This window comes from Marinobacter salinexigens (assembly GCF_008370345.1).
Taxonomy (GTDB): Bacteria; Pseudomonadota; Gammaproteobacteria; order Pseudomonadales; family Oleiphilaceae; genus Marinobacter; species Marinobacter salinexigens.
The window spans coordinates 75,139-97,453 of sequence record NZ_VTUU01000004.1; the positions used below are offsets into that span (position 1 = coordinate 75,139).

16 protein-coding genes and 3 tRNA genes are annotated in these 22,315 nt (G+C 55.2%); 13 read left to right on the forward strand and 6 right to left on the reverse strand.

Features of this window, described 5'->3' with window-relative positions:
- Positions 1–9: 9 nt before the first annotated feature.
- Complete coding sequence (lptF, locus tag FWJ25_RS10015; RefSeq protein ID WP_149600152.1) at positions 10–1,113, forward strand: LPS export ABC transporter permease LptF; 1,104 nt, start codon at positions 10–12, stop codon at positions 1,111–1,113.
- A complete protein-coding gene (lptG, locus tag FWJ25_RS10020) occupies positions 1,106–2,167 on the forward strand; it encodes an LPS export ABC transporter permease LptG (RefSeq protein ID WP_149600153.1) in 1,062 nt (353 codons plus the stop codon). The genes lptF and lptG overlap by 8 nt, the downstream gene beginning before the upstream one ends.
- Positions 2,168–2,182: 15 nt before the next feature.
- On the opposite strand, the gene FWJ25_RS10025 is transcribed toward lptG, so the two are convergent.
- Positions 2,183–2,722 (reverse strand): RDD family protein, encoded by a 540-nt coding sequence (locus FWJ25_RS10025; RefSeq protein WP_149600154.1) that lies wholly within the window; start codon positions 2,720–2,722, stop codon positions 2,183–2,185.
- A gap of 140 nt (positions 2,723–2,862) precedes the next feature.
- Between FWJ25_RS10025 and alaS the strand changes: the two genes are divergently transcribed.
- From alaS to FWJ25_RS10060, 7 genes are all read left to right on the forward strand, one after another.
- Entirely contained in the window at positions 2,863–5,493 is a 2,631-nt protein-coding gene (alaS, locus tag FWJ25_RS10030; RefSeq protein WP_149600155.1) for an alanine--tRNA ligase, read from the forward strand.
- Between the two features lie 105 nt (positions 5,494–5,598).
- The gene (locus FWJ25_RS10035; protein ID WP_149600156.1) at positions 5,599–6,837 is read left to right on the forward strand and encodes an aspartate kinase; all 1,239 of its coding nucleotides are present in this window, start codon (positions 5,599–5,601) and stop codon (positions 6,835–6,837) included.
- Between the two features lie 185 nt (positions 6,838–7,022).
- A complete protein-coding gene (csrA, locus tag FWJ25_RS10040; protein ID WP_149600157.1) occupies positions 7,023–7,220 on the forward strand; it encodes a carbon storage regulator CsrA in 198 nt (65 codons plus the stop codon).
- Between the two features lie 126 nt (positions 7,221–7,346).
- Positions 7,347–7,436, forward strand: a tRNA-Ser gene (locus tag FWJ25_RS10045).
- Positions 7,437–7,499: 63 nt separating this feature from the next.
- A tRNA-Arg gene (locus FWJ25_RS10050) sits at positions 7,500–7,576 on the forward strand.
- 29 nt (positions 7,577–7,605) lie between these two features.
- Positions 7,606–7,682 (forward strand) — tRNA-Arg (locus tag FWJ25_RS10055).
- A gap of 371 nt (positions 7,683–8,053) precedes the next feature.
- On the forward strand, positions 8,054–9,766 hold the full coding sequence (locus FWJ25_RS10060) for a choice-of-anchor F family protein (RefSeq protein WP_149600158.1): 1,713 nt from the start codon (positions 8,054–8,056) through the stop codon (positions 9,764–9,766).
- 69 nt (positions 9,767–9,835) lie between these two features.
- Here FWJ25_RS10060 and FWJ25_RS10065 read toward each other — a convergent pair whose 3' ends face one another.
- The gene (locus tag FWJ25_RS10065) at positions 9,836–10,984 is read right to left on the reverse strand and encodes an IS256 family transposase (protein WP_149600159.1); all 1,149 of its coding nucleotides are present in this window, start codon (positions 10,982–10,984) and stop codon (positions 9,836–9,838) included.
- A gap of 159 nt (positions 10,985–11,143) precedes the next feature.
- Positions 11,144–11,680, reverse strand: coding sequence for a DUF2058 domain-containing protein (locus FWJ25_RS10070; protein WP_149600160.1), 537 nt, complete (start codon positions 11,678–11,680; stop codon positions 11,144–11,146).
- Between the two features lie 104 nt (positions 11,681–11,784).
- Here FWJ25_RS10070 and dbpA point away from each other — a divergent pair, with 104 nt between their 5' ends.
- The 4 genes from dbpA (at position 11,785) to FWJ25_RS10090 (ending at position 16,800) form a co-directional block, all read left to right on the forward strand.
- A complete protein-coding gene (dbpA, locus tag FWJ25_RS10075) occupies positions 11,785–13,158 on the forward strand; it encodes an ATP-dependent RNA helicase DbpA (protein WP_149600161.1) in 1,374 nt (457 codons plus the stop codon).
- 228 nt (positions 13,159–13,386) lie between these two features.
- Positions 13,387–13,635, forward strand: a complete 249-nt coding sequence (locus tag FWJ25_RS10080) for an OadG family protein (protein ID WP_149600162.1) — start codon at positions 13,387–13,389, stop codon at positions 13,633–13,635.
- Positions 13,636–13,676: 41 nt separating this feature from the next.
- A complete protein-coding gene (gene oadA / locus FWJ25_RS10085) occupies positions 13,677–15,464 on the forward strand; it encodes a sodium-extruding oxaloacetate decarboxylase subunit alpha (RefSeq protein WP_149600163.1) in 1,788 nt (595 codons plus the stop codon).
- A gap of 13 nt (positions 15,465–15,477) precedes the next feature.
- The gene (locus FWJ25_RS10090; protein ID WP_246166756.1) at positions 15,478–16,800 is read left to right on the forward strand and encodes a sodium ion-translocating decarboxylase subunit beta; all 1,323 of its coding nucleotides are present in this window, start codon (positions 15,478–15,480) and stop codon (positions 16,798–16,800) included.
- 231 nt (positions 16,801–17,031) lie between these two features.
- Here FWJ25_RS10090 and FWJ25_RS10095 read toward each other — a convergent pair whose 3' ends face one another.
- Genes FWJ25_RS10095 through imuA form a run of 3 tightly spaced genes read right to left on the reverse strand, consistent with a single transcriptional unit; the run spans position 17,032 to position 22,264 of the window.
- Positions 17,032–20,151 carry an error-prone DNA polymerase gene (locus tag FWJ25_RS10095; protein WP_149600164.1) on the reverse strand — a complete coding sequence of 1,040 codons (3,120 nt, stop codon included), beginning with the start codon at positions 20,149–20,151 and terminating at the stop codon, positions 17,032–17,034.
- Positions 20,151–21,569: a Y-family DNA polymerase gene (locus FWJ25_RS10100; protein WP_149600165.1), complete on the reverse strand. Its 1,419-nt coding sequence runs from the start codon at positions 21,567–21,569 to the stop codon at positions 20,151–20,153. The genes FWJ25_RS10095 and FWJ25_RS10100 overlap by 1 nt, the downstream gene beginning before the upstream one ends.
- Positions 21,570–21,574: 5 nt before the next feature.
- Complete coding sequence (imuA, locus tag FWJ25_RS10105) at positions 21,575–22,264, reverse strand: translesion DNA synthesis-associated protein ImuA (protein WP_149600166.1); 690 nt, start codon at positions 22,262–22,264, stop codon at positions 21,575–21,577.
- Positions 22,265–22,315: the final 51 nt, after the last annotated feature.

The following is a 22,315-nucleotide window of genomic DNA, read 5'->3' on the forward strand; positions in this document are numbered from 1 at the left end:
AGACCCCTTTTGACGATTATTTTTCGCTACCTCATCCGTCAGGTCATGATCAGCATGATTGCCGTTTCGGGCATTCTTCTGATGGTGTTCATGAGTGGCCGTTTTCTGAAATATCTCAGCAGCGCAGCCGAAGGCAACATTTCTGCCGATGTGCTGTTCTCCATCATGGCCTACCGCTTCCCCGGATTTTTGGAGCTGATCCTGCCGCTTGGCCTGTTTATCGGTATCCTGCTTGCCTATGGGCGGATGTATCTCGAGAGCGAGATGACCGTGCTGTTTGCCTGTGGTGTCAGCGACCGTCAGTTGCTGATAAAGACCTTGCTGGGAAGTATACCGGTGATGGTCGTGGTCGGTGCAATGAGTCTTTATGTCTCGCCCTGGGGAATGAAGCAGGTTGAGCAGATTTTCAATGAGCAGCGGCAGGCTACAGAGTTTGAAATGCTGGCTCCCGGTCGCTTTCAGGATTTCAGTTCCGGGGACCGGGTCACCTACACCGAAGCCCTGAGCGACGATAAACGCGAGCTTCAGGGAGTCTTTATTGCCGAATACGGCGCGGACGGTGAGGGTATTACTATCTTTACCTCCGAAAAGGGTTCCCAGTTGGTTGATCAGGATACCGGCAGCCGTTTTCTGATTCTTGAAAATGGGGGGCGGTTCGCTGGCGTCTCCGGGAGTCATGAATACAACGTCACAGGCTTTGAAGCCTACGGGTTGAAGATCCAGAGCGGGGAGAAAGGCACTCGCGAGCTGGAGGAAGGGATCAGTACGATGGAACTGATGGCGTCGGACGACCCTGAAGCCCGGGCGCTTCTTCACTGGCGTTTCTCACTGCCGCTGATTGTCCCTATCGTTACACTGCTGGCGGTTCGGCTGAGTCGGGTCAACCCGCGGCAAGGTCGGTTCTTCCACTTGTTGCCGGCAATGCTGGTTTACATCACCTATCTCGGTTTGTTGATTGTCGCCAGGGACGCGCTGGCTGACCAGAAGGTGCCCGAATGGGTCGGCATGCTCTGGGTGCACGGGTTATTCCTGGCCTTTGGCCTCTGGTTGCAGTTTGGTACCGCCTGGAGACAACGCCGGCGGGCACTGAAGGAGGTCCGCAGCCATGCGTAAAATTGACGGTTATGTCATGCGGACCGTTGGTGGCGCCATGTTTCTGGTCATGGTGGTGGTGCTGTCGCTGGACCTGATTTTCGCCTTTATCGGCGAGCTGGAGGACACCCGTAATGGCTACCAGACCCTTGAAGCACTCTGGTACGTGTTCCTGACGTTACCCCGGCGCATCTACGACTATCTGCCGTTGGGCGCGTTTATGGGGTGTCTGGTTGGCCTTGGATCCATGGCAAGTTCTTCCGAGCTTACGGTTATCCGCGCAGCCGGGGTTTCGTTAAAGCGGATTGTCTGGTCGGCCATGAAGCCCGCGCTGATTGTGGTCATGCTGGGTGTGGTCATTGGTGAGTACATTGCGCCACCGGCCGAGCGGTTTGCCCAGAGTGATAAGGCTGTAGCATTGGGTGCTGGCCGTAATGTGGCGGCTGCCAGCGGTGTCTGGCATCGTGAAGGGGATATTTTTATCCACCTTAACGCGGTTCAGCCCAATGGTGTTTTGCACGGTGTCTCGCTGTTCCGGTTCAATGATCAGCGGGAGTTACTGTCGTCCAGCTTTGCCAGTCGCGCCATTTATCAGGGTAGTTACTGGCAACTGGAAAATGTCCGGACAACAAGGATCGGCGAACAGGGCACCGAGGTGGTTGAAACCCCGTCCCAGCGATGGGAAACCGGCCTGTCTCCCAGTGTGCTGAGCGTGCTGATCGTCAAGCCCGAAAACCTCTCCATGTCCGGCCTTTACACCTACGCCAGTTATCTGGGTGAGCAGGATCTGGATGCCGCACCTTATTGGCTGGCGTTCTGGAAAAAGACGCTGATGCCTCTGGGCACCGCGGTCATGGTGCTGGTGGCCATATCGTTCATTTTCGGTCCCTTGCGGTCAGTGACCATGGGTTTCCGGGTGTTTACTGGTCTGATGGTGGGGCTTCTGTTCAAGTATATGCAGGACCTGCTGGGGCCGATGAGTCTGGTCTACGGCTTTAACCCGGTGCTGGCGGTCTTTATTCCGATTGCAGTGAACGCTGTAGTTGGCGCGATCCTGATGCGACGGGCCGGCTGACCGGCCCGAAATCTGTTATTTTTTCTTGGGCTCCCTGGGTACCTGAATCACAACGCTGTCGGACATTCGGTCAGTGATGGAGAGGCCGTTGATCGGCAGGAACAGGGCGATAATTGCCGGGATGGTGATCAGAAGGGTAATGGCCCCAATGTAATGGGATGCAAGAAGGGTCACGAATACCACGGCGGCAGCGGTGACATAACGGATCAGGGACTGGGTCCAGCTGACCGAAGTGCCGTCGAGGTTCTCAATACGCACCCGCCAGACCTGCATGCCGAGGGTTTGGCCGATGCGAGTCCAGAAGTAGGCAAAGAACAGGTAAAGCACCAGGAACAGTACAAAAGTTAGTCCCGGATCCCCGGAAATCTGACCGGCCTCGGCCATTTGCTCATAGCGATCCCACCCGGTCAGCGAACCTGCGATCATGGTGTAAATCCAGCTGGTTACCAATAGAACGGCGATGCTGATCAGGCCGTCATAAATAATGGCGAGGGCGCGTTTGATAAACGTCGCTGGTGGGAACAGTTCCTCGGCATTATGAAAGCGTCGGGGCATGGGGTCTCCTGTGATGTTTCACGTTTTTCCTGTACTCGGCGTGTGCTAGAGTAGCGGATTTGCACACGCATGTAAGTAATCGACTTCAATAGCGGACCCATAGGGCTAACCGGCGGGTTCTGGAAAGGTATTAAAGGTCTATGAAAACCGCAGAATTGCGAACAGCGTTTCTTGAGTATTTTAAACAGCAGGGTCACACCATCGTAGGCAGTAGTTCTCTGGTTCCCCATGATGATCCGACATTGCTGTTTACCAACGCGGGCATGAACCAGTTCAAGGACGTTTTCCTTGGCCGTGAAGAACGCGACTACAGCCGAGCGACCACCTCCCAGAAATGTGTGCGTGCCGGTGGCAAGCACAACGATCTTGAAAACGTCGGTTACACCGCACGTCATCACACGTTTTTTGAAATGTTGGGTAACTTCAGCTTCGGCGACTACTTCAAGCGCGAAGCGATTAATTTTGCCTGGACCTTCCTGACCGGTGACGACTGGCTGAAGCTGCCCACCGAGAAACTGTGGGTAACGGTTTACGCAGAAGACGACGAAGCTTACGACATCTGGAACAAAGAAATCGGGGTTCCGGCTGACCGCATTGTCCGTATCGGCGACAACAAGGGTGGCCGTTATGCCTCAGATAACTTCTGGCAGATGGGCGATACTGGCCCGTGTGGTCCTTGTACCGAGATTTTCTATGACCACGGCCCGGATGTGGCTGGTGGCCCCCCGGGTAGCCCGGAGGAAGATGGTGATCGCTATATCGAGATCTGGAACGTGGTTTTCATGCAGTACAACCGTACTGCTGATGGTGAAATGCTGAAGCTGCCCAAGCCGTCTGTAGACACCGGCATGGGGCTGGAACGGATTACGGCTGTTCTCCAGGGCGTTCACAGCAACTACGAGATCGACCTGTTCCAGGATCTGCTGAAAGCCGCATCCGACGTACTCGGTGGCGTGCCGACAACCGAAGCATCACTGCGGGTGGTAGCTGACCATATCCGTTCCTGCGCCTTCCTGATTTCCGATGGTGTGATGCCGTCTAACGAAGGTCGCGGCTTTGTCCTGCGTCGCATTATCCGTCGCGCCGCTCGTCATGGTAACAAGCTGGGAGCCAAGGGTGCGTTCTTCCACAAGCTGGCAGGCGCGCTGGTTGAGTTAATGGGCGAAGCCTATCCGCAGCTGGTCAGCAGTCAGAAACAGATCGAAAAGGTACTGCTCCAGGAAGAAGAACAGTTTGCCAAGACCCTGGACAAGGGACTGCGCCTTCTTGAGCAGGACATTGCCGAACTGAAAGGCGACGTTATCCCGGGTGAAACGGTCTTTACACTGTACGACACCTACGGATTCCCGGTGGATCTCACCAACGATATCGCCCGCGAGCGCGGCCTGACTCTTGACTACGACGGTTACGAGCAGGCAATGGAAAACCAGCGTGAGCGTGCACGTGCTGCCAGCAAGTTCGGTATTGACTACAACGCGGCAGGCCTCACTGTTGAAGGCTCGACCGAGTTTACCGGATATGATCACGTGGACGGCCAGGGCCGTGTTCGTGCCGTCATCGTTAACGGCGAAGAGAAAAAAGCGGAAACGGGCGATGAAGCCGTCGTTGTCCTGGAGAAGACGCCATTCTACGCCGAGTCCGGTGGTCAGGTTGGTGATACCGGTCTGCTGACCTGGAGTGGTGGTCGTTTCAAAGTGACCGATACTCGCAAGGAAGGTGACAATCACCTGCACGTGGGCACACTGATTGAAGGTGAGTTGTTCCCGGGACTGGAGGTGGACGCACGTATCGACCACGCACGTCGCGAGCGCACCAAGCGCAACCACTCGGCAACACACCTGCTGCACGCTGCACTCCGCAATATTCTTGGTGAGCATGTAAGTCAGAAAGGCTCACTGGTTGATCCGGACAAGCTGCGTTTTGATTTTTCTCACTTCGAGGCCGTCACTCCTGAACAACTGAAGGAGATTGAACGCCAGGTGAATGAACAGGTGCTGGAAAATACTCCGGTACAGGTTGACGTGACCGATATGGAAACTGCTCAGCAGAAGGGTGCTATGGCACTCTTCGGCGAGAAATATGGTGATGTCGTCCGTGTGTTGAGCATGGGAACAGACAGCTACTCCGTCGAACTCTGCGGTGGCACACACGTCTCACGTACCGGCGATATCGGATTGTTCCGAATTACCTCTGAAAGCGGCATTTCGGCGGGCGTTCGTCGTATTGAAGCGGTTACCGGGTTTGGCGCTCTGGAATGGGTTGAAGAAACCGACCGTACCTTGCGTGACACGGCTCGACTGGTAAAAGGCACTCGCGATTCGGTTGTCGAAAAGGTTCAGCAGACAGTCGACCGCAATCGTCAGCTCGAGAAAGAGATCGATGCATTGAAATCCAAGCTGGCAAGTTCGGCTGGAAGTGATCTTGCGGGTTCTGCGGTTGACGTGGCTGGTCTCAAGGTTGTGGCTGCCGAACTTGACGGTGCTGATCGCAAGGCGCTGATGGATACGGCAGACCAGCTCAAGAACAAGCTGGGTGAGGGTGTCGTTGTCCTGGCCAGTGTTGAGGACGGCAAAGTCACTCTGGTTGCCGGTGTGACCAAGTCCGCGACAGGCCGTATAAAGGCGGGGGATCTGATGAAGCATCTCGCTGCCCTGGTTGATGGCAAAGGCGGCGGTCGTCCTGATATGGCTCAGGGCGGGGGTAATGACCCTGGCAAGTTGGCCGATGCTCTGGCAGGCGTTCCGGCGTGGGTTGAAAAAAATATCGGTTAAGCAACTGTTTTTGAAAACGGATCGGCGTTTATAATTCCGTCCGTTTTCTTTTACTGGCGAGGCTCTGCCTTGCTGTGAGTCCGCGTTTCGGAGTTTGGGAATAACATGGCTCTGTTGGTTCAGAAATATGGTGGCACCTCGGTCGGCACGACCGAGCGTATATCGGCAGTTGCCGACAAGGTGTGCAGGTTCCGTAAGGAAGGTCATGACGTCGTTGTGGTTGTTTCCGCCATGAGCGGCGAAACCAATCGCCTGATTGGACTGGCCAGCGAGATTATGGAAGAGCCGGTACCGCGCGAGATGGATGTATTGGTATCGACCGGTGAGCAGGTGACGATTGCGTTGTTGTCCATGGCTTTGCAGAAGCGCGGATGTGATGCACGTTCCTACACCGGATCTCAGGTCCGGATTGTAACCGACAGCACTCATACAAAAGCCCGGATCAAGCAGATCGACGAGCAGCGTATGCGTGAAGATCTGGATGCTGGCCGGGTTGTGGTCGTGGCTGGATTCCAGGGGATCGACGAGAATGGAAACATCACCACTCTCGGTCGGGGTGGTTCAGATACTACAGCCGTTGCCCTGGCGGCCGCGCTGAGAGCTGACGAGTGTCAGATCTATACCGATGTGGACGGCGTATACACGACCGACCCACGGGTTGTTGACAGTGCTCGTCGGCTTGACCGGATTACCTTTGAAGAAATGATTGAGATGGCGAGCCTTGGTTCCAAGGTTCTCCAGATCCGCTCTGTAGAGTTTGCAGGCAAATACAACGTTCCATTACGGGTCCTTTCCAGCTTCCAGGATGGGGGGGGAACCCTGATTACTCTTGAGGATGATAACGCCATGGAACAACCGGTTGTTTCCGGCATCGCTTTTAACCGTGACGAAGCTAAACTGACTATTTCCGGTGTGCCTGATACCCCGGGCAGCGCCCTGCGCATTCTCAAGCCGATCAGTGATGCGAATATCGAAGTGGACATGATTGTCCAGAACGTTGGTGAAGATAATAAAACCGCCTTTACATTCACGGTTCACCGCAATGATTTCAAGCGAGCTCAGGACGTTCTGCAGCGGGTCGCTGATGAACTTGGTGCCCGGGAAGTTGGCGGCGACAGTAAAATTGCTAAAGTAAGTATTGTGGGTGTGGGTATGCGCTCTCACGCTGGTGTTGCAACTCAGATGTTTGAGGCTCTGTCTAATGAGGGCATCAACATCCAGATGATCTCCACTTCCGAAATCAAGATTTCTGTGGTGATCGATGAGAAATACCTCGAGCTGGCCGTTCGTGCACTACACAGTGCATTTGAGCTGGACAAGCCTGCGGTGTCGGAAGAGGCCTGAATCAACGCGTCACCAATTGATTCAGTAGAGCCTCTCAAAAAGGGAATCATTGATCAATTCTATGACAATGCAGATTCTTATAAGGGAAAATGCGTCTATTAGACTTTCAGTGATCCCGATATAAAAGCAATAAGTACATAGAAACTTATGTCGGAACAGGTAGCTCTGAATAGGGAGTATGGGATATGTTGATTTTGACTCGCCGTGTTGGCGAAACTCTGATGGTTGGTGATGACATTACTGTTACCGTTCTCGGAGTGAAGGGGAATCAGGTTCGCATTGGTGTGAATGCCCCAAAGGAAGTTGCGGTTCACCGCGAAGAGATCTATCAGCGAATTCAGTCCGAGAAAGACTCAGACGAGCCGGAATCGGGCAATCGTTGATCAAGAAAAAGCCGTTCGAGGGAAGCCTGAACGGCTTTTTTTATATTTAGGGAAAACAGGGTGTAAAAATCTTGTGTCAACCCTATGAAAACAGAAAAATTATGGTAGTATACGCCCCGTTCTCAAGGAGAGGTGGGTGAGTGGCTGAAACCAGTTCCCTGCTAAGGAACCGTACGAGCAATCGTACCGAGGGTTCGAATCCCTCCCTCTCCGCCATTCCTTTTAAAGGAATTTGAGGCCAGGTTGATTTAGCATTCAACCATAGCAAGTGAAAGATGCGCGGCTGTAGCTCAGCTGGATAGAGTACCTGGCTACGAACCAGGCGGTCGGAGGTTCGAATCCTCCCAGCCGCGCCACTTCTTCAGACACTTGCCACAAGTTTTAAGCGGCTGTAGCTCAGCTGGATAGAGTACCTGGCTACGAACCAGGCGGTCGGAGGTTCGAATCCTCCCAGCCGCGCCATATTGAATAAAGAACCTCGCTTCGGCGGGGTTTTTTATTGCCTGCTATTTTGTCATTCCGGCCAATTTTCAAGCGTTGGTCTCGCCTCTCATCCGATGGTTTTCTCCAGTGCTACATGCCACTGCTACGCTGTGGCTATTGGCACTGACACAGAGAACGCCGGACCTGAATTCGTCCTGTCGGGCTGTTTCAGTTGGCCCCTGTTTTAACTGAAAGATTAGCAGGCAATCAGCGTATTACAGCTCCGTAGCAGCGGGTTGATCCAGGACAAAACGGGCTTCTTATTCCTAAATAGTATTTGAATATTCCTTTGCATATTTATAGCTTTATAGCTATCCAGTTTTAGCAATTTGTTCAGCAGGGGATGTTTTATGACCGAAAAGACCAGAAACCTGGTACGAAAACCGCTCGCCCAGGCGATTGTTTGCTCTGCGCTTGGCTTTGCACCACTCGCGCTGGCGGGAGTCGTCGAGGATGTTAATACTGACAACCTGGCAGTACCGCCTCTCGACGGGCAGACGCTCATTTATACCGATGCCGTCGGAACAGCTTCGTTTGGGTGGCTGGACCCCGTTAACGACAGTGGAGAGATAGGCCTGGGAATCTCGGTCTACAATGAGGCCTTCAGCGGTAACGTTGACGACGTGGGTTATGACTTTGCCGGTTGTATTATGGCCCAGCCGGACCTTGCTCAGAACTGCACCGCTCCCGGGGATTCCGGTAAGCGGTTCAAGCTCAAAACCACTGAAATCAATGGCCCCATCGATCTGGTTTTTAACGTAACAGAAGATACTTCAACCAGGCTTTACCGGGTCATTGGCAAATTCTCCAACCTGACCACCGGTAGTCTTGAAGCCTTCAGGTTTGAAACCGGGTTTGGTACCGGAAGTGGCTTCGTGCGCTCGACGGCTGAAGATGGTCTGTCCTTCGGCTTTTTGAATGATGACTCCGCCAAGCTGTCTGTTGGACCCGTTGGTAAGTATCCTGGTGGCCTGTTCGGTGGAAGCCGGGTAGAAGGTCTCCCATTCTTCAGTACCAGCATTGCTTCATTTTCTGAGGGCACGACCACTCTCTCTCAAGATGCGCTGGAGACTGACGGGACGATACCTGCACCTTATGCAGCTCTCTTTGGTGATTGGCAGCCGTTGTCTGCAGTGCCGACCGGCTGGTTTATTGATCATGACGGCAACCCGGCGAATGATTCCATTCTCCTGGCATGGAATGCGGGAACTGAGGCTACGCCTGACTGGAAGACTTTCGAAAAAGTCTTCAATGCCGTGGTCACGGTTGATCACGATGGAGACGATTTAACCGCCGAGATCTCCGCTGATAACTGGGATCCCAACAGCGTCAACTTCGATCCCGCTGTCGCCGGAAACGTTGCACCGCTGGTGGCGACGATCGGTGAGGGTGACGAAGATGATCAGATACCAGATGCTATATCTCTCGTAGAGGACACTGCCGCTGGATTGTATGACGGGGTGTTCAAAGTTCTGATTGATGGCGAAGCAGTCACCATTGATCCGTTTGCGGATTGGGCTGCCAACCCTCCGACGGTTGAGAACACCGGCGATAATTCAACCTATGCCACCTGGTTTGCTGATGAAGGTGACGATGGTATGTATCAGCTTGCATCGGATGCTTCCTGGGTAACCCTGGAAGAGATGACGGCCGAGATTGCAGGCTCTGCGGGTGCTTTGGATTGGGTGCCGGGTTACGTTCAGGGTGCCGTGGAAGATCTGGCGAATGTGAACGTCAATACGTCCATTCAAGTGGCGGCAGATACCTCCTCCTGGCCGACCTGTACGGGCGATGGCGTCTCTACCAACTGCACCTTTACCATCCGTGTGACGGGAATCAATGATGCGGTTGAGGTTCCGACGATTTCCGGCGGAACGTCTGCCAATGTGGATTCTGACGTTGCAACCTCCGGTTCGGGTAGCGACAGCACACCTTTTGGTTGTACTACGGGTCGCCCCGGAGCACCGGTAGACCCGGTATTGCCAGGCCTGGTGCTTATGGCTCTGGCTGGACTGTGGGCGCGTAAGAGAACTCAAAACGAGCCTGTAAATAATTCTGTGTAACCGCCGGGGTTAAACGTAGTCGCTGATTCGATCCTCGAACTCGATCATAAACCTGTTCAGCGCAGCCTTTCAATTCCGGATCGGCATCGTCCATTTCTTGGACGCATCCATGATAGCCAGGTAGACCACCTTGCGGGCGGAATCATCAGTCGGGAACAGCTTACGTTTCTTGATCGCTTTGCGGATGACGCTATTCAGAGATTCAATGGCGTTGGTCGTGTAAATGGCCTTGCGGATATCCTCTGGGTAAAGGAACAACGTGCTCAGGTTCGGCCAGTGATTTCGCCAGGAGCGACCGATGTGAGGGTATTTCTCGCCCCAGACGTGCTCAAACTCATCCAGGGCCCGTAGAGCTTCCTCCTCGGTGACGGATTGGTAGATGCGTTTGAGGTCAGCCGTCACAGCCTTGTAGTCCTTCCACGGCACATACTTCATCGAGTTGCGAACCATGTGAACGATGCAGAGTTGGATCTGTGCCTGCGGGTAGGCCGTGCTGATAGCGTCAGGAAAGCCTTTTAGACCATCCACACAGGCGATGAGAATGTCTTTCACACCTCGATTCTGAAGTTCAGTGAGGACGCCCAGCCAGAACTTGGCGCCCTCGTTTTCGGAGAGCCACATGCCCAGCAGCTCCTTGTGGCCTTCGAGATTCACACCCAGGGCCAGATAGATCGCTTTGTTGATGACCTGCTTGTCCTGCCGGATTTTGACCACGATGCAGTCCAGATAAACGACTGGATAAACCGGGTCCAAGGGGCGAGACTGCCATTCCACGACTTGGCCAATGACGGCTTCTGTTACCTTGGAAATCAGCGTGGGCGAGATGTCCGCGTCGTACATCTCCTTGAAGGTGTCGACGATTTCCCGGGTGGTCATACCTTTGGCGTAGAGGCTCAGGATCTTGTCATCCATCGAGGTGAAGCGGGTCTGGCCTTTCTTCACCAGCTGCGGCTCGAAGCTGCCCTCACGGTCACGGGGTGTGTTCAGCTCGAACTGACCGTCTTCGGTCTTCAAGGTCTTGCGGGTGTATCCATTACGGCAGTTAGTGTTGTCAGATGCCTGATGGCGCTCGTAGCCCAGATGCTCGTCGAGCTCGGTATTCAGCGCGGCTTCGACGGTTATCCTGGTCAGCATCTGACTGAACTCGTTGAGATCCTTCTCGGTCTTGAGCGTTTTAGCAGCCTCGCGTGCGAAGGCTTCCAGTTCTTTCTTGTTCATGCGGCCTATCCTTACCCTGTCGGGGTTCAATGATAGGCGGTTTACACAGTTTTATTTACAGTCTCCTCAAAACGCCTGATTCTGGTGAGGGTAACAAAAATGGGGCTGATCATTAGCCCCATTTTTGTTGGCTCACACCGCCGGGGGTATGAAAAGTACTTACCACATGAGATCGTCCGGGATTTCGTATCCGGCGTACGGGTCATCTTCACCCGAGTCTTCCGATTTGCGGTCATGTAGGACGATAACCGCTGCTTCGTCCCGTTCCATGATCTTTCGTGCGACGCCTTCAGGGACAAGGTCGTATGCGTCATTGACGCATACAATGGCAAGCCGGCCCCGGGAAAGCTGATCGACCATGGACTCATCCACGAAAATCTTCTTGATCTTCTTGCCATCGGCAAACTGGTAGGAGGTCTCGCCATTGCTCCGGTCAACCCGGTTGGTTTCGATCAACTGCTTGATCTGGGCCTGAATGGCCTTTTTCTCGGCTTCCTGCTGACGTTGCTTGTTGAGCTGGCGGTCTTTCTCCGCCTTTTCCTCACGGGCCTTGCGAGCCCGCTCTTCGGCTTCGTTGACCTGGGCCGCTCCTTTAGGCTGCTGCTTTCGTTGTTTACGTTTTTCCTGGCGGACTGACTTGGCTTTCTTCTCGTCGGCAAGGCCCGCTTTCAATAGCTGTTCCTGAAGGGATGCCATTGGTAACTCCGTCAATGATTGGCAAATTCTGGTATCCTCTGGCGCATTATACGCCCTCGTTCGTGCCTCCATAACCAGCATCTGACAATCCGGGACTTCCTTTTATGTCTTCCTTTAATTCCTTTGGCCTTTCCAGTGCCATGGTTTCAAACCTTAAACAGCTGGGTTTTGAACAACCGACAGATATCCAGGCGAAAGCCCTGCCGCCATGTCTGGCCCGGAATGATGTTATTGCCATGGCCCAGACTGGCAGTGGTAAAACGGCAGCTTTCGGCATCGGATTGATCGAATCCCTGAAGCCGCGGTTGTTTGCGGTTCAGGGCCTGGTGCTGTGCCCGACCCGTGAGCTGGCAGATCAGGTAGCCAAATCCCTTCGGGAGCTGGCAAGAGCCCGGGACAACATTAAGGTGCTCACCCTGTGTGGCGGCGTGCCCATTGGGCCGCAGATTGGTTCTCTGAGTCACGGCGCTCATATTGTTGTTGGGACGCCAGGCCGGATTCAGGACCACTTGCGCAAGGGAACCTTGTCCCTGGATCGCCTGGCTACGGTTGTGCTGGATGAGGCTGACCGGATGTTGGACATGGGATTTCAGGAAGCTGTTGAGGACATCCTCTCGCACTCACCGGAGACGCGGCAAACGCTGATGTTTTCAGCAACCTGGCCTGCTGATATCCGGAGCCTGAGCAGTCGCTATCAAAAGGATCCGGTGGATGTGCGGGTGGAAAGCCGACAGGGAAACCCGGATATTCGGGAGATCTTTTATGAAGTTGAGCGGGGGCAGACAGAGGCTGCTGTCATGGCCTTGTTGTCTCAGCAGCAACCCGCTTCCTGCATCGTATTCTGCACGACCAAACAGCAGTGTGATGAGCTGGCTGATGCTCTGAATGAAGAAGGTTTCTCCGCATTGCCATTGCATGGTGATCTGGAGCAGCGAGATCGGGACAGCGTTCTGGTCCGTTTCGGCAACCAGAGTTGCTCGGTTCTGGTGGCTACGGATGTCGCTGCGAGAGGGCTGGATATCAAATCACTTCCCCTGGTGATTAACGCGGAGCCAGCGCGGGATCCGGAAGTGCATACCCACCGGGTCGGGCGCACGGGGCGTGCTGGTGAGCAGGGGCTTGCCGTCACTTTCTGCACGCCGTCTCAGGGCCACAAGATTAATCGCCTGGAATCGGACCGGGGCCAACCGGTGGAGTGGGGCGATTCGGCTGGGCTGCTGTCAACGACTCTGGCTCCGGTTGAGCCTCCGATGACAACATTGTGCATTGCCGGTGGTCGTAAAGAAAAAATTCGCCCGGGAGATGTGTTGGGGGCTTTAACCGGTGAAGCCGGGATTCCGGGAGCGGCTGTTGGGAAAATCGATTTGTTCGACTACCAGTGTTTTGTTGCAATTGAGCGAAATTTGGCCCGAAAGGCATTGAAGCGGTTGGAAAGTGGTCGGATCAAGGGGCGGAAGGTTCGGGTCCGGTTTGCCTGAAAATCAAGTGGATTCAATAACCATGCGGGTTTTAAGGGTAATGGGTTGGCCTCGGAAACCCCGTATAGTAATTGGCATTTAGGTTGCTCATGGCAGTCGAAAACGGTAAATTACGCAGGATTTTGCCACCCGAATTGTTGCGGGATGGCCGTAGACCTTAGTCTAACTGGTCATACCGGGCGAGATCGGACAAATCATTCAAAGCCAATAAACAGGTAGCTATTCGATATGAATAACCTGATGTCACAAGCCGTTGACCTGATGATTGCAGGCATGGGTTTCGTGTTCGCGTTCCTGATTATTCTGGTATTCGCGACCATGGCCATGTCCAAACTCTTGGGCCGGTTTGCGCCAGAGCCGGTAACCCCGGCGAAAACGCCACGTGCCAAGCCGCAGGCGCCCGCGTCGGTTGACCCTGACACCGCCGAGGCCATCAAGAAGGCGATTGCACAATTCCGGGCGCGCCACAAGAAGTGATCCGGTAAACGACTAGAACCTTTAAACAGAAGGCTGACACGATGACTGACACCAAAAAACCGCTGGGGATTACGGACGTTATCCTGCGTGACGCCCACCAGTCCCTGCTTGCCACCCGTATGCGGCTTGATGACATGCTGCCCATTGCCGAGAAACTCGACAAAGTCGGTTTCTGGTCTCTGGAATCCTGGGGTGGAGCCACCTTTGATTCCTGCATCCGTTACCTGGGCGAAGACCCCTGGGATCGCATCCGCGAATTGAAAAAAGCGATGCCCAACACGCCGCAGCAAATGCTTCTGCGTGGCCAGAACCTGTTGGGTTACCGCCACTATGCGGATGATGTGGTAGAGCGGTTTGTTGACCGTGCCGCAGAGAATGGCGTTGACGTATTCCGTATTTTTGACGCGATGAATGACCCGCGTAACCTGGATACTGCCATCAAGGCCGTTCGTAAGACTGGCAAACACGCGCAGGGCACCATTTCCTACACTACCAGCCCGGTCCACACGGTTGATATGTGGGTTGAACTGGCCAAGGAAATCGCCGCCATGGGTGCTGATTCCATTGCCATCAAGGATATGGCCGGTCTGCTGAAGCCCTACGTGGCTTTCGATCTGGTCAGTCGTCTGAAGAAAGAACTGGATATTCCTATCCACATGCAGTGCCACGCGACCACTGGTATGTCCACAGCGACTGCCATCAAGGCCGCTGAAGCAGGCATTGATAACGTGGATACCGCCATCTCCTCCATGAGCATGACTTACGGTCACTCACCGACTGAGGCTGTGGTAGCGATTCTGGAAGGTACGGACCGCGATACCGGTCTGGATCTTAACCTGCTGGAAGAAATTGCCGGTTACTTCCGCGAAGTACGTAAGAAGTACGCCAAGTTCGAAGGCAGCCTGAAAGGTGTTGATTCCCGCATTCTGACCGCTCAGGTTCCGGGCGGTATGCTGACCAACATGGAAAGCCAGTTGAAAGAACAGAATGCGGCCGACAAGTTCGACCAGGTTCTGGCCGAGATTCCCAAGGTTCGTGAAGACCTGGGCTATATCCCGCTGGTGACTCCGACCTCTCAGATCGTAGGTACCCAGGCAGTACTGAACGTACTGACTGGCGAGCGCTACAAGTCCATCTCCAAAGAAACCTCTGCAATCCTGAAAGGTGAGTACGGTTCCGCACCTGCACCGTTCAATAAGGAACTGCAGGAACGTGTTCTGGATGGTGCTGAAGCGATCACCTGCCGCCCGGCGGATATGATCGAGTCGGAAATGGATAAGCTGACTGACGAGCTCAAGAAGCTGGCGGAAGAGAAGGGCATCAAGCTGGCTGAGAACACCGTCGATGACGTTCTGACCTATGCGCTGTTCCCGCAGATTGGCCTGAAGTTCCTGGAGAACCGTGGCAATGCAGACGCGTTCGAGCCGGTTCCGAGTGCCGATGACGTAGCCCCGGCCAAGAAAGCAGGCGGCCCTGAGACCTACACCGTGGATGTTAACGGCAAGAAGTTTGTGGTTGCTGTTTCCGAGGGTGGTGAGATCACTCAGATCCAGGGTGAGGGCGGTGCGGCTTCTTCTGCACCTGCTGCGGCCGCTGCACCTGCACCTGTTGGTGGTGGCGACCCGGTTCCTGCGCCTCTGGGAGGTAACATCTTCAAGGTTCTGGTTTCCCCGGGTGACCGCGTTCAGGAAGGCGATGTCCTGATTATCCTCGAAGCCATGAAAATGGAAACTGAGGTTCGGGCTCCCAAGGCCGGTACCGTCGGTGAAGTCTTCATCAAGGTCGGTGATGCCGTCGCTGTTGATGATGAAATGCTGACAATCGCATAAGGGCCAGCATTCCATGGATAAATTAATGACGCTCTGGACAGGTAGTGGCCTGTTCAACATGACAGGCGGACAGTTCTTCATGATCTGTATCGGCCTGGTGCTGCTATTCCTTGCGATCCGTAAGGGATTTGAGCCTCTGCTGCTGGTGCCTATTGGTTTCGGCGGTATCCTGGCGAATATTCCGGAGGCGGGACTTGCGCTTTCGGCTGCGGAAAATGCTATTCACTTTGCCAAGCCGGAAGTGCTTGCGGCCCTGGCTGGTGTTCTGAATGTTGATTTCTCGGCTGGTCAGGCGGTAACGCCTGAAGTTCTGGAAGCATTCAAGCATGCCTACAAGGAAGCGAGCTACGGTGTTTACCAGCAGGCTGCGGTGATCGCCCAGAGCCTGGGATATACCAATGGCATGATGTACAACTTCTACAGTGTGGCGATTGCCAGTGGTGTGGCACCTTTGCTGATCTTCATGGGTGTTGGTGCGATGACTGATTTCGGTCCTTTGCTGGCTAACCCGAAGACTCTGCTGTTGGGTGCGGCTGCGCAGTTCGGTATCTTCGGTACCGTGATTGGCGCAGCGTTGCTGACAATGTCTGGCACGATGGACTTCACCATCTTTGAGGCTGCGGCTATCGGTATCATCGGTGGTGCAGATGGTCCTACGTCCATCTATGTGGCCAGCATTCTGGCTCCGCATCTGCTAGGTGCGATTGCGGTTGCTGCATACTCGTACATGGCTCTGGTTCCGATGATTCAGCCGCCGATTATGAAGGCGCTGACATCCGAGAAGGAGCGTGCCATCAAGATGTCTCAGTTGCGTCCGGTGACCAAGAAGGAAAAGATCATTTTCCCGATAGTGGTGCTGATAGCTACCGCACTGTTCCTGCCGGATGCAGCTCCGCTGCTCGGTATGTTCTGCTTCGGTAACCTGATGCGTGAGTGTGGCGTGGTGGATCGTCTGAGTGATACCTCCCAGAATGCGCTGATCAACATTGTGACGATCATTCTTGGCCTGTCTGTTGGTTCCAAACTGAGTGCTGACAAGTTCCTTGATCTGCAGACGTTGGGTATTCTGCTTCTGGGTATGGCTGCATTCTGTGTGGGTACGGCATCTGGTGTTCTGATGGCCAAGCTGCTGAACAAGGTCAGCAAGGATCCGATTAACCCGTTGATCGGTTCTGCCGGTGTATCTGCGGTGCCGATGGCTGCGCGGGTATCCAATAAGGTTGGTCTTGAGGCTAACCCGCATAACTTCCTGCTGATGCATGCTATGGGCCCGAACGTGGCCGGTGTTATCGGTTCTGCGGTTGCTGCGGGTGTGATGATCAAGCTGCTTAGCTGATCTCTCTCTGCTGCACTGAGAAAGCCCCGCCTTTGTGCGGGGCTTTCTTGTTTCTGGCCTTTGGTTCTGGTGTTGGCACCTGTGTGATGGTTCTTTTCGGGAACCGCTACGAGCACATCCATGTGCGCTTCTCTCCGGCCATCCCTGGCCTCCGAGATTCCCGAAAAGAACCATCACACAGGTGCTTCTCGCTTCAGAGCAGGCTGTCTTTAAAGCAGCAGCAATGGATTTTCAGTGAAAATCTCTTGAACTGACTGGTAACGAGTTAATCAGATGGCTCAGATCCGATAGCTTTCCCGCCATCACATGAACAATATCTCCCTTCCTTTCAAGAACGCCTTTTACGTGTAATAACCGAGCCGTCAGTAACGGCTTTCGTTGCCGGCGGGCAGTTTCGAGCCAGACGACGACGTTGACGTTGCCGGTTTCGTCTTCCAGCGTGACGAAGGTAACGCCTGCGGCGGAGCCGGGGCGTTGGCGGCCGGTGACGAGGCCGGCGACCTGGACGGGGATGCCGGCTTTGGTGGTTTTGAGCTGGTCTGAAGTCATGCAATGGTGCAGGTGGCCTTGTTCCCGGAGTAGGGCGAGGGGGTGGCGTTGCAGGGTCAGCCCCTGAGTGTTGTAGTCGGCCAGTATGTTCTGGCCTTCACTGGGCTCGGGCAGTTGGGCGCAATGGTCTGGCTGGTAGCTGGCAGGGGCTTCGCCAGCGAACAGTTCGGTGGGGTGTTCGTGGTCCAGTAGCTGCCAGTAGGCTTGGTGGCGGTTGGAAGTGAAGCCGGGCATGGCGTTGGCTCCGGCCAGGGTTTCCATGTCTCGCTGGTTCAGGGCTGCCCGTTGGCGTAGTTCGGCGGTGGAATGGTAGCCGGTTTCCGGACGATTTTGCTGGATGCGTTCGGCGCTGTAGCGAGACAGCCCCTGAATGATTCTCAGGCCCAGGCGGAGATGCTGCTGTTCGCCTGCGAGGGTGTGATCCCATTGGCTGTGGTTTACATCCGGAGGTAAGACGGTAACTCCATGGCGCTTTGCGTCCTGAACGAGTTGAGATGGTGAGTAGAACCCCATGGGCTGGCTATTGAGCAGGGCGCAGTAGAAAGCTTCGGGGTGGTGCCGTTTGATCCAGGAGGAAACGTACACCAGCAAGGCAAAGCTGGCAGCGTGGGATTCCGGGAAACCATAGCCGCCAAAGCCGCAGATCTGGTGATACAGCCGTTCGGCAAAGTCATCGCTGTAACCCCGCTCAAGCATGCCCCGGATCAGTTTGTCCCGGAAGGGTGTCAGGTCTCCGTGGGATTTCCAGGCGGCCATGGCTCGGCGCAGTCGGTCTGCCTCTCCGGCACTGAAACCGGCGGCCACCATGGCGAGTTTAATGACCTGTTCCTGAAAAATGGGTACTCCGAGCGTGCGATCCAGCACCGAGGCCACATCGTCGCTGGGGTAATCGACAGCCTCAATGCCATCCCGGCGTTTCAGAAAGGGATGAACCATATCTCCCTGAATAGGGCCGGGGCGTACAATTGCCACCTGAATGACCAGGTCATAGTATTTTCGGGGGCGTAGTCGGGGCAGCATGTTCATCTGGGCTCGGGATTCCACTTGGAAAACGCCAATGCTGTCGCCTTCGCAGAGCATGTCATACACCCTGGGATCTTCCCGTTCGATGTCCGGCAAGCCAAAGGGGCCCCCCAGTTTCTGGCTGATCAGTTCCAGAGCCTTGCGGATGGCCGAGAGCATGCCCAGGGCCAGCACATCTACTTTCATCAGCCCAAGGCTTTCCAGATCGTCCTTGTCCCATTGAATGACGGTGCGGTCAGCCATGGCGGCATTTTCGACAGGCACCAGTTCGGCCAGTGGGCCCGCACTGATGACAAAACCGCCTACGTGCTGGGACAGGTGGCGGGGGAAGCCCAGCAGGGTGTTAACGAGGGTGAAAAACTGGTCTGCGACCTTTGGATTGCGGGTCAGGTTCTTGTCCAGAATCTGCTGGCGCCAGTTGCTGGCTTTGTCCCGCCAGTCGATACCTTCCAGTAACCGTTCCACTAGCGAGGGATCGAACCCCAGGGCTTTACCGACATCGCGAACGGCGCTGCGGGGCCGGTAGCGGATCACCGTGGCCGCCAGTGCTGCACGTTCGCGGCTGTAGCGCCGGTAAATGTACTGGATCACTTCTTCCCGGCGTTCGTGCTCGAAGTCCACATCGATATCCGGCGGTTCGTCGCGTTCTTTGGAAATGAAACGCTCAAACAGTACTTTCACCTTGGTGGGGTCTACCTCAGTGATGCCAAGGCAGTAACACACGGCAGAATTAGCTGCAGACCCCCGGCCCTGGCAAAGAATATTCTGGCTGCGGGCGAAGGCGACGATGTCGTAAATGGTGAGAAAGTAGTGTTCGTAGTTTTTTTCTGCGATTAGCTCCAGCTCTTTGCGAATCAGGGATTGCACCTGAAGTGGTGTGCCTTCCGGGAATCGGCGCTGTTCTCCCTCGTGGACGAGTCGCTTCAGGTAGGCGGCAGGCGTTTCGTTTTCAGGAACCAGATCGGCAGGGTATTCGTAACGGAGTTCATCAGGTCTGAATGAGCATTGATTCGCAATCCGGATACTTTCCCGGAGCCAGCTGTCTGGAAACAAACGCTGTATAACGGGTAATGGCCTCAGGTAACGTTCACCGTTCTGGAACAGACAATGCCCGGCGTTTTCAAGGTTGGTGTGGTGGCGGAGTGCAGTGAGTACATCCTGCAGGGGCTGCCGCTCGCGGCTGTGCATGTGAACCTCACCCATGGCGGTGACGGGACACTTGAGCTGATCGGACAGCCAACGCAGCCGGTTAAGGTGCTGTTCCTCACCGGATGCCAGAGTACGTGAGGCGGCAATCCAGAAGCGGTATTCGAACAAGCGGTGCAGCCATTCTCCGCAGGCTTGGGCCTGGTTGGAATCTGCCTCAGCAGGGCATGGTGGTAGCCAGAGGCACAGGCAATCATCCAGCTCATGGATTTCGATGTCCTGGATATACAGCCGGTACCGGCCTTTTTCAGCCTGACGGCGGCCAGTGGTGATCAACTGGCATAACTGGCCGTAGCCTTTGCGGGTGCGGGCTAACAGAATGAACCGGGGGAGAGCGGCACCTTCGGGGGCATTTTCCAGCTCGAACCAGCTACCGGTGATCAGGTTGACGCCACTATCTTTCAGGGCCGCCCAGGCCCGGGGAATACCTGCTACGGAGCAGGCGTCGGTTATCGCAAGGGCATGGTAGCCAAGTTCGGCGGCCCGTTCCGCCAGTTCATGGGGGTGGGAGGCGCCGGTCAGGAACGTGAAGTTGCTGAAACAGAACAATTCGGCGTAGCTGGCTTCCGTCATCAACCAAACCACCCATGCACAAACCAGCCTTCCTGCACGTCGCGGAAAACCCAGGCCAACTGACCGCTCTTTAACTGGGCGATGTAATAGTCACGCATCACCCGCTGGCTATCCCACCAGCCACCACTGATACGCTCGGGGCCTGAGAGCCAGGCAACAGGCTGTTCTGCCAGAGGCTGCGGGCCCTTGAGTAACCAGAGTGGCCGCCGGGGAAAATGGGCAGGAATGGCCTGACGAATCCTGTGACTTTGTTGTACCGGGGTAGCCGACCATGCATGTTCCGGTCGATGGTCAGCCTGGGGGGAGAGGCGTGTGAGGGACAGTTCACCCAGCCTGGCCTGTAGCCGGCTGATCAGCGTATGCCAGGCTTCGTTCAGATCCTGTGTTTCTCCCAGAAGATCCTGGCCAGCAGGTGCTTCACGCCCAAGAAAGCGGCGAACCGAAAGTGCCAGGGAAATGACCGGGGCCCGCAATGGCTTCTGTTCCAGGCGCAGGCGAATCAGATCAAGAAAGGATTCGGAGCGATGTTCCGGTCCTGCGGTCCGGATACGCAACCGGGTGTCTTCCTCATGGCGATGGCGCAGAACCAGAAAAAGGGTATCGGTATCCTGCTGGCGCCAGCACAGGTCCTCTTCCAGCTCTGAGAGTATCCGTTGCAGAGGAAACAGGAGCCCCTGACTATGTTCGATCTCCTGAATGAAATCTGCCTGTTGCCGGAAGGTGTGTGGCGGCTGCCATGGGGAACGCGGGTCTGGGCGGGTGCCCTGAATCTTCTGAACATGCGCCAGGGTTTCCGGTGATAGCCGACGGGCCAGCTCTGGAGCGGGTAGGGCAAATACCTCTCCCAGCGTGTTCAGACCGAGCCGCTGAAGGCGTGTAGAGGTTTTATCATCAAATTCTGCCGCAGAGAGTGGCATCTGCTTCAGGGCTCGTAGGACATGCTCTTTGTCTGCGGTGTATTCACCTGTGCCTGCCCGCGCCAGCAGCCGGCCCGAAAGAGGGGTGTGGCCAATAGCTGCCCAGGCTGTGAGCTGGTGTTCATTCAGCGCCTGCTCCACGGTTTGCCAGACAGCAGGCAAACCGCCATAGAGCTTTTGCAGGCTGCTGACTTCCGCTAAAAGGCCGTCTGGTGGCACCAGGGAAATGTGAGCGGCATAGCGGTAAAGCCAGCGAGCCTGATCTTCGAGAATCCGGGCTTCCCGGTCGGCCTCTGCCCGTACGATAGCCAGTTCTGGAACCAGGCTAATGGCGGTTTTCAGGCGCATGCTGGCACTGATGCCCTGATTTCGGGCTTCCGGGCAGGCCTGAACAACCCGTTGTCCAGTACTTTCGACAATCACCATCGCCTGCGGGTTTTCGCGGTCACGGCGAAGATGGTCCAGCAGCAGATGCGGAAAATGCAGGTATAGCCAAAGCATCGGAACTACCTGCGATTATCGGGCCAGGGCCCCTGAATAACCCGGGGCGCTTCCTGAAATGAGAGATCGGCTCTGTGCGCCATGGCGAGGCTGCAATGCTGGCCAGGCCAGCTGCCCCGCCGCTTGAGTACATGGATGGATAATGCCTGGTTTGTCTCTGGTGCCAGCTCCAGACGAAGGGCTGCGGGCGAGTTCTGCCCGGCGTGCTGGCGTTCCCTGAACAGAATGCACACATTACTACCGGCTTCAGCTGCCAGTTGCAGTCTCCGTACGTCCCGGCTGGCTAACTTACCCGGCCAGGCGAGCACCAGTCCGGTGACGGGAGAGCGCAGGCAGTTCTCCAGAGTCCACAGAAAATCATTGGCATCACTGGTATGAACCAGCACTACCTGGTCCAGATTCACGCCCTCGCGTGCGAGGGCTGGGGCATAGGGGATCTGGGGTGGGTTCAACCAGAAAACGGTTTTGTCTGCCTGGGTAAGGCGCTGCATCAAGGGTAGAACCAGATGCAGTTCACCAATGCCATGAACATCCTGCAGGCATTCGCTCAAGGCGCCTTTGGGCCAGCCAATGCCGCCAAGCTGGTTATCGAGAATCTGATATCCCGTAAGCTCAGAGGGCTGCGTTGTTTGTTGATGCCGGTGTCCTTGCCAGACACGGGCGTCCTGCATCAGCGTGTTCAGTAACTCGCTCATGGCTATTTGCTCCAATATACTGTTTAAATATACAGTATTCTGAAGCGATAG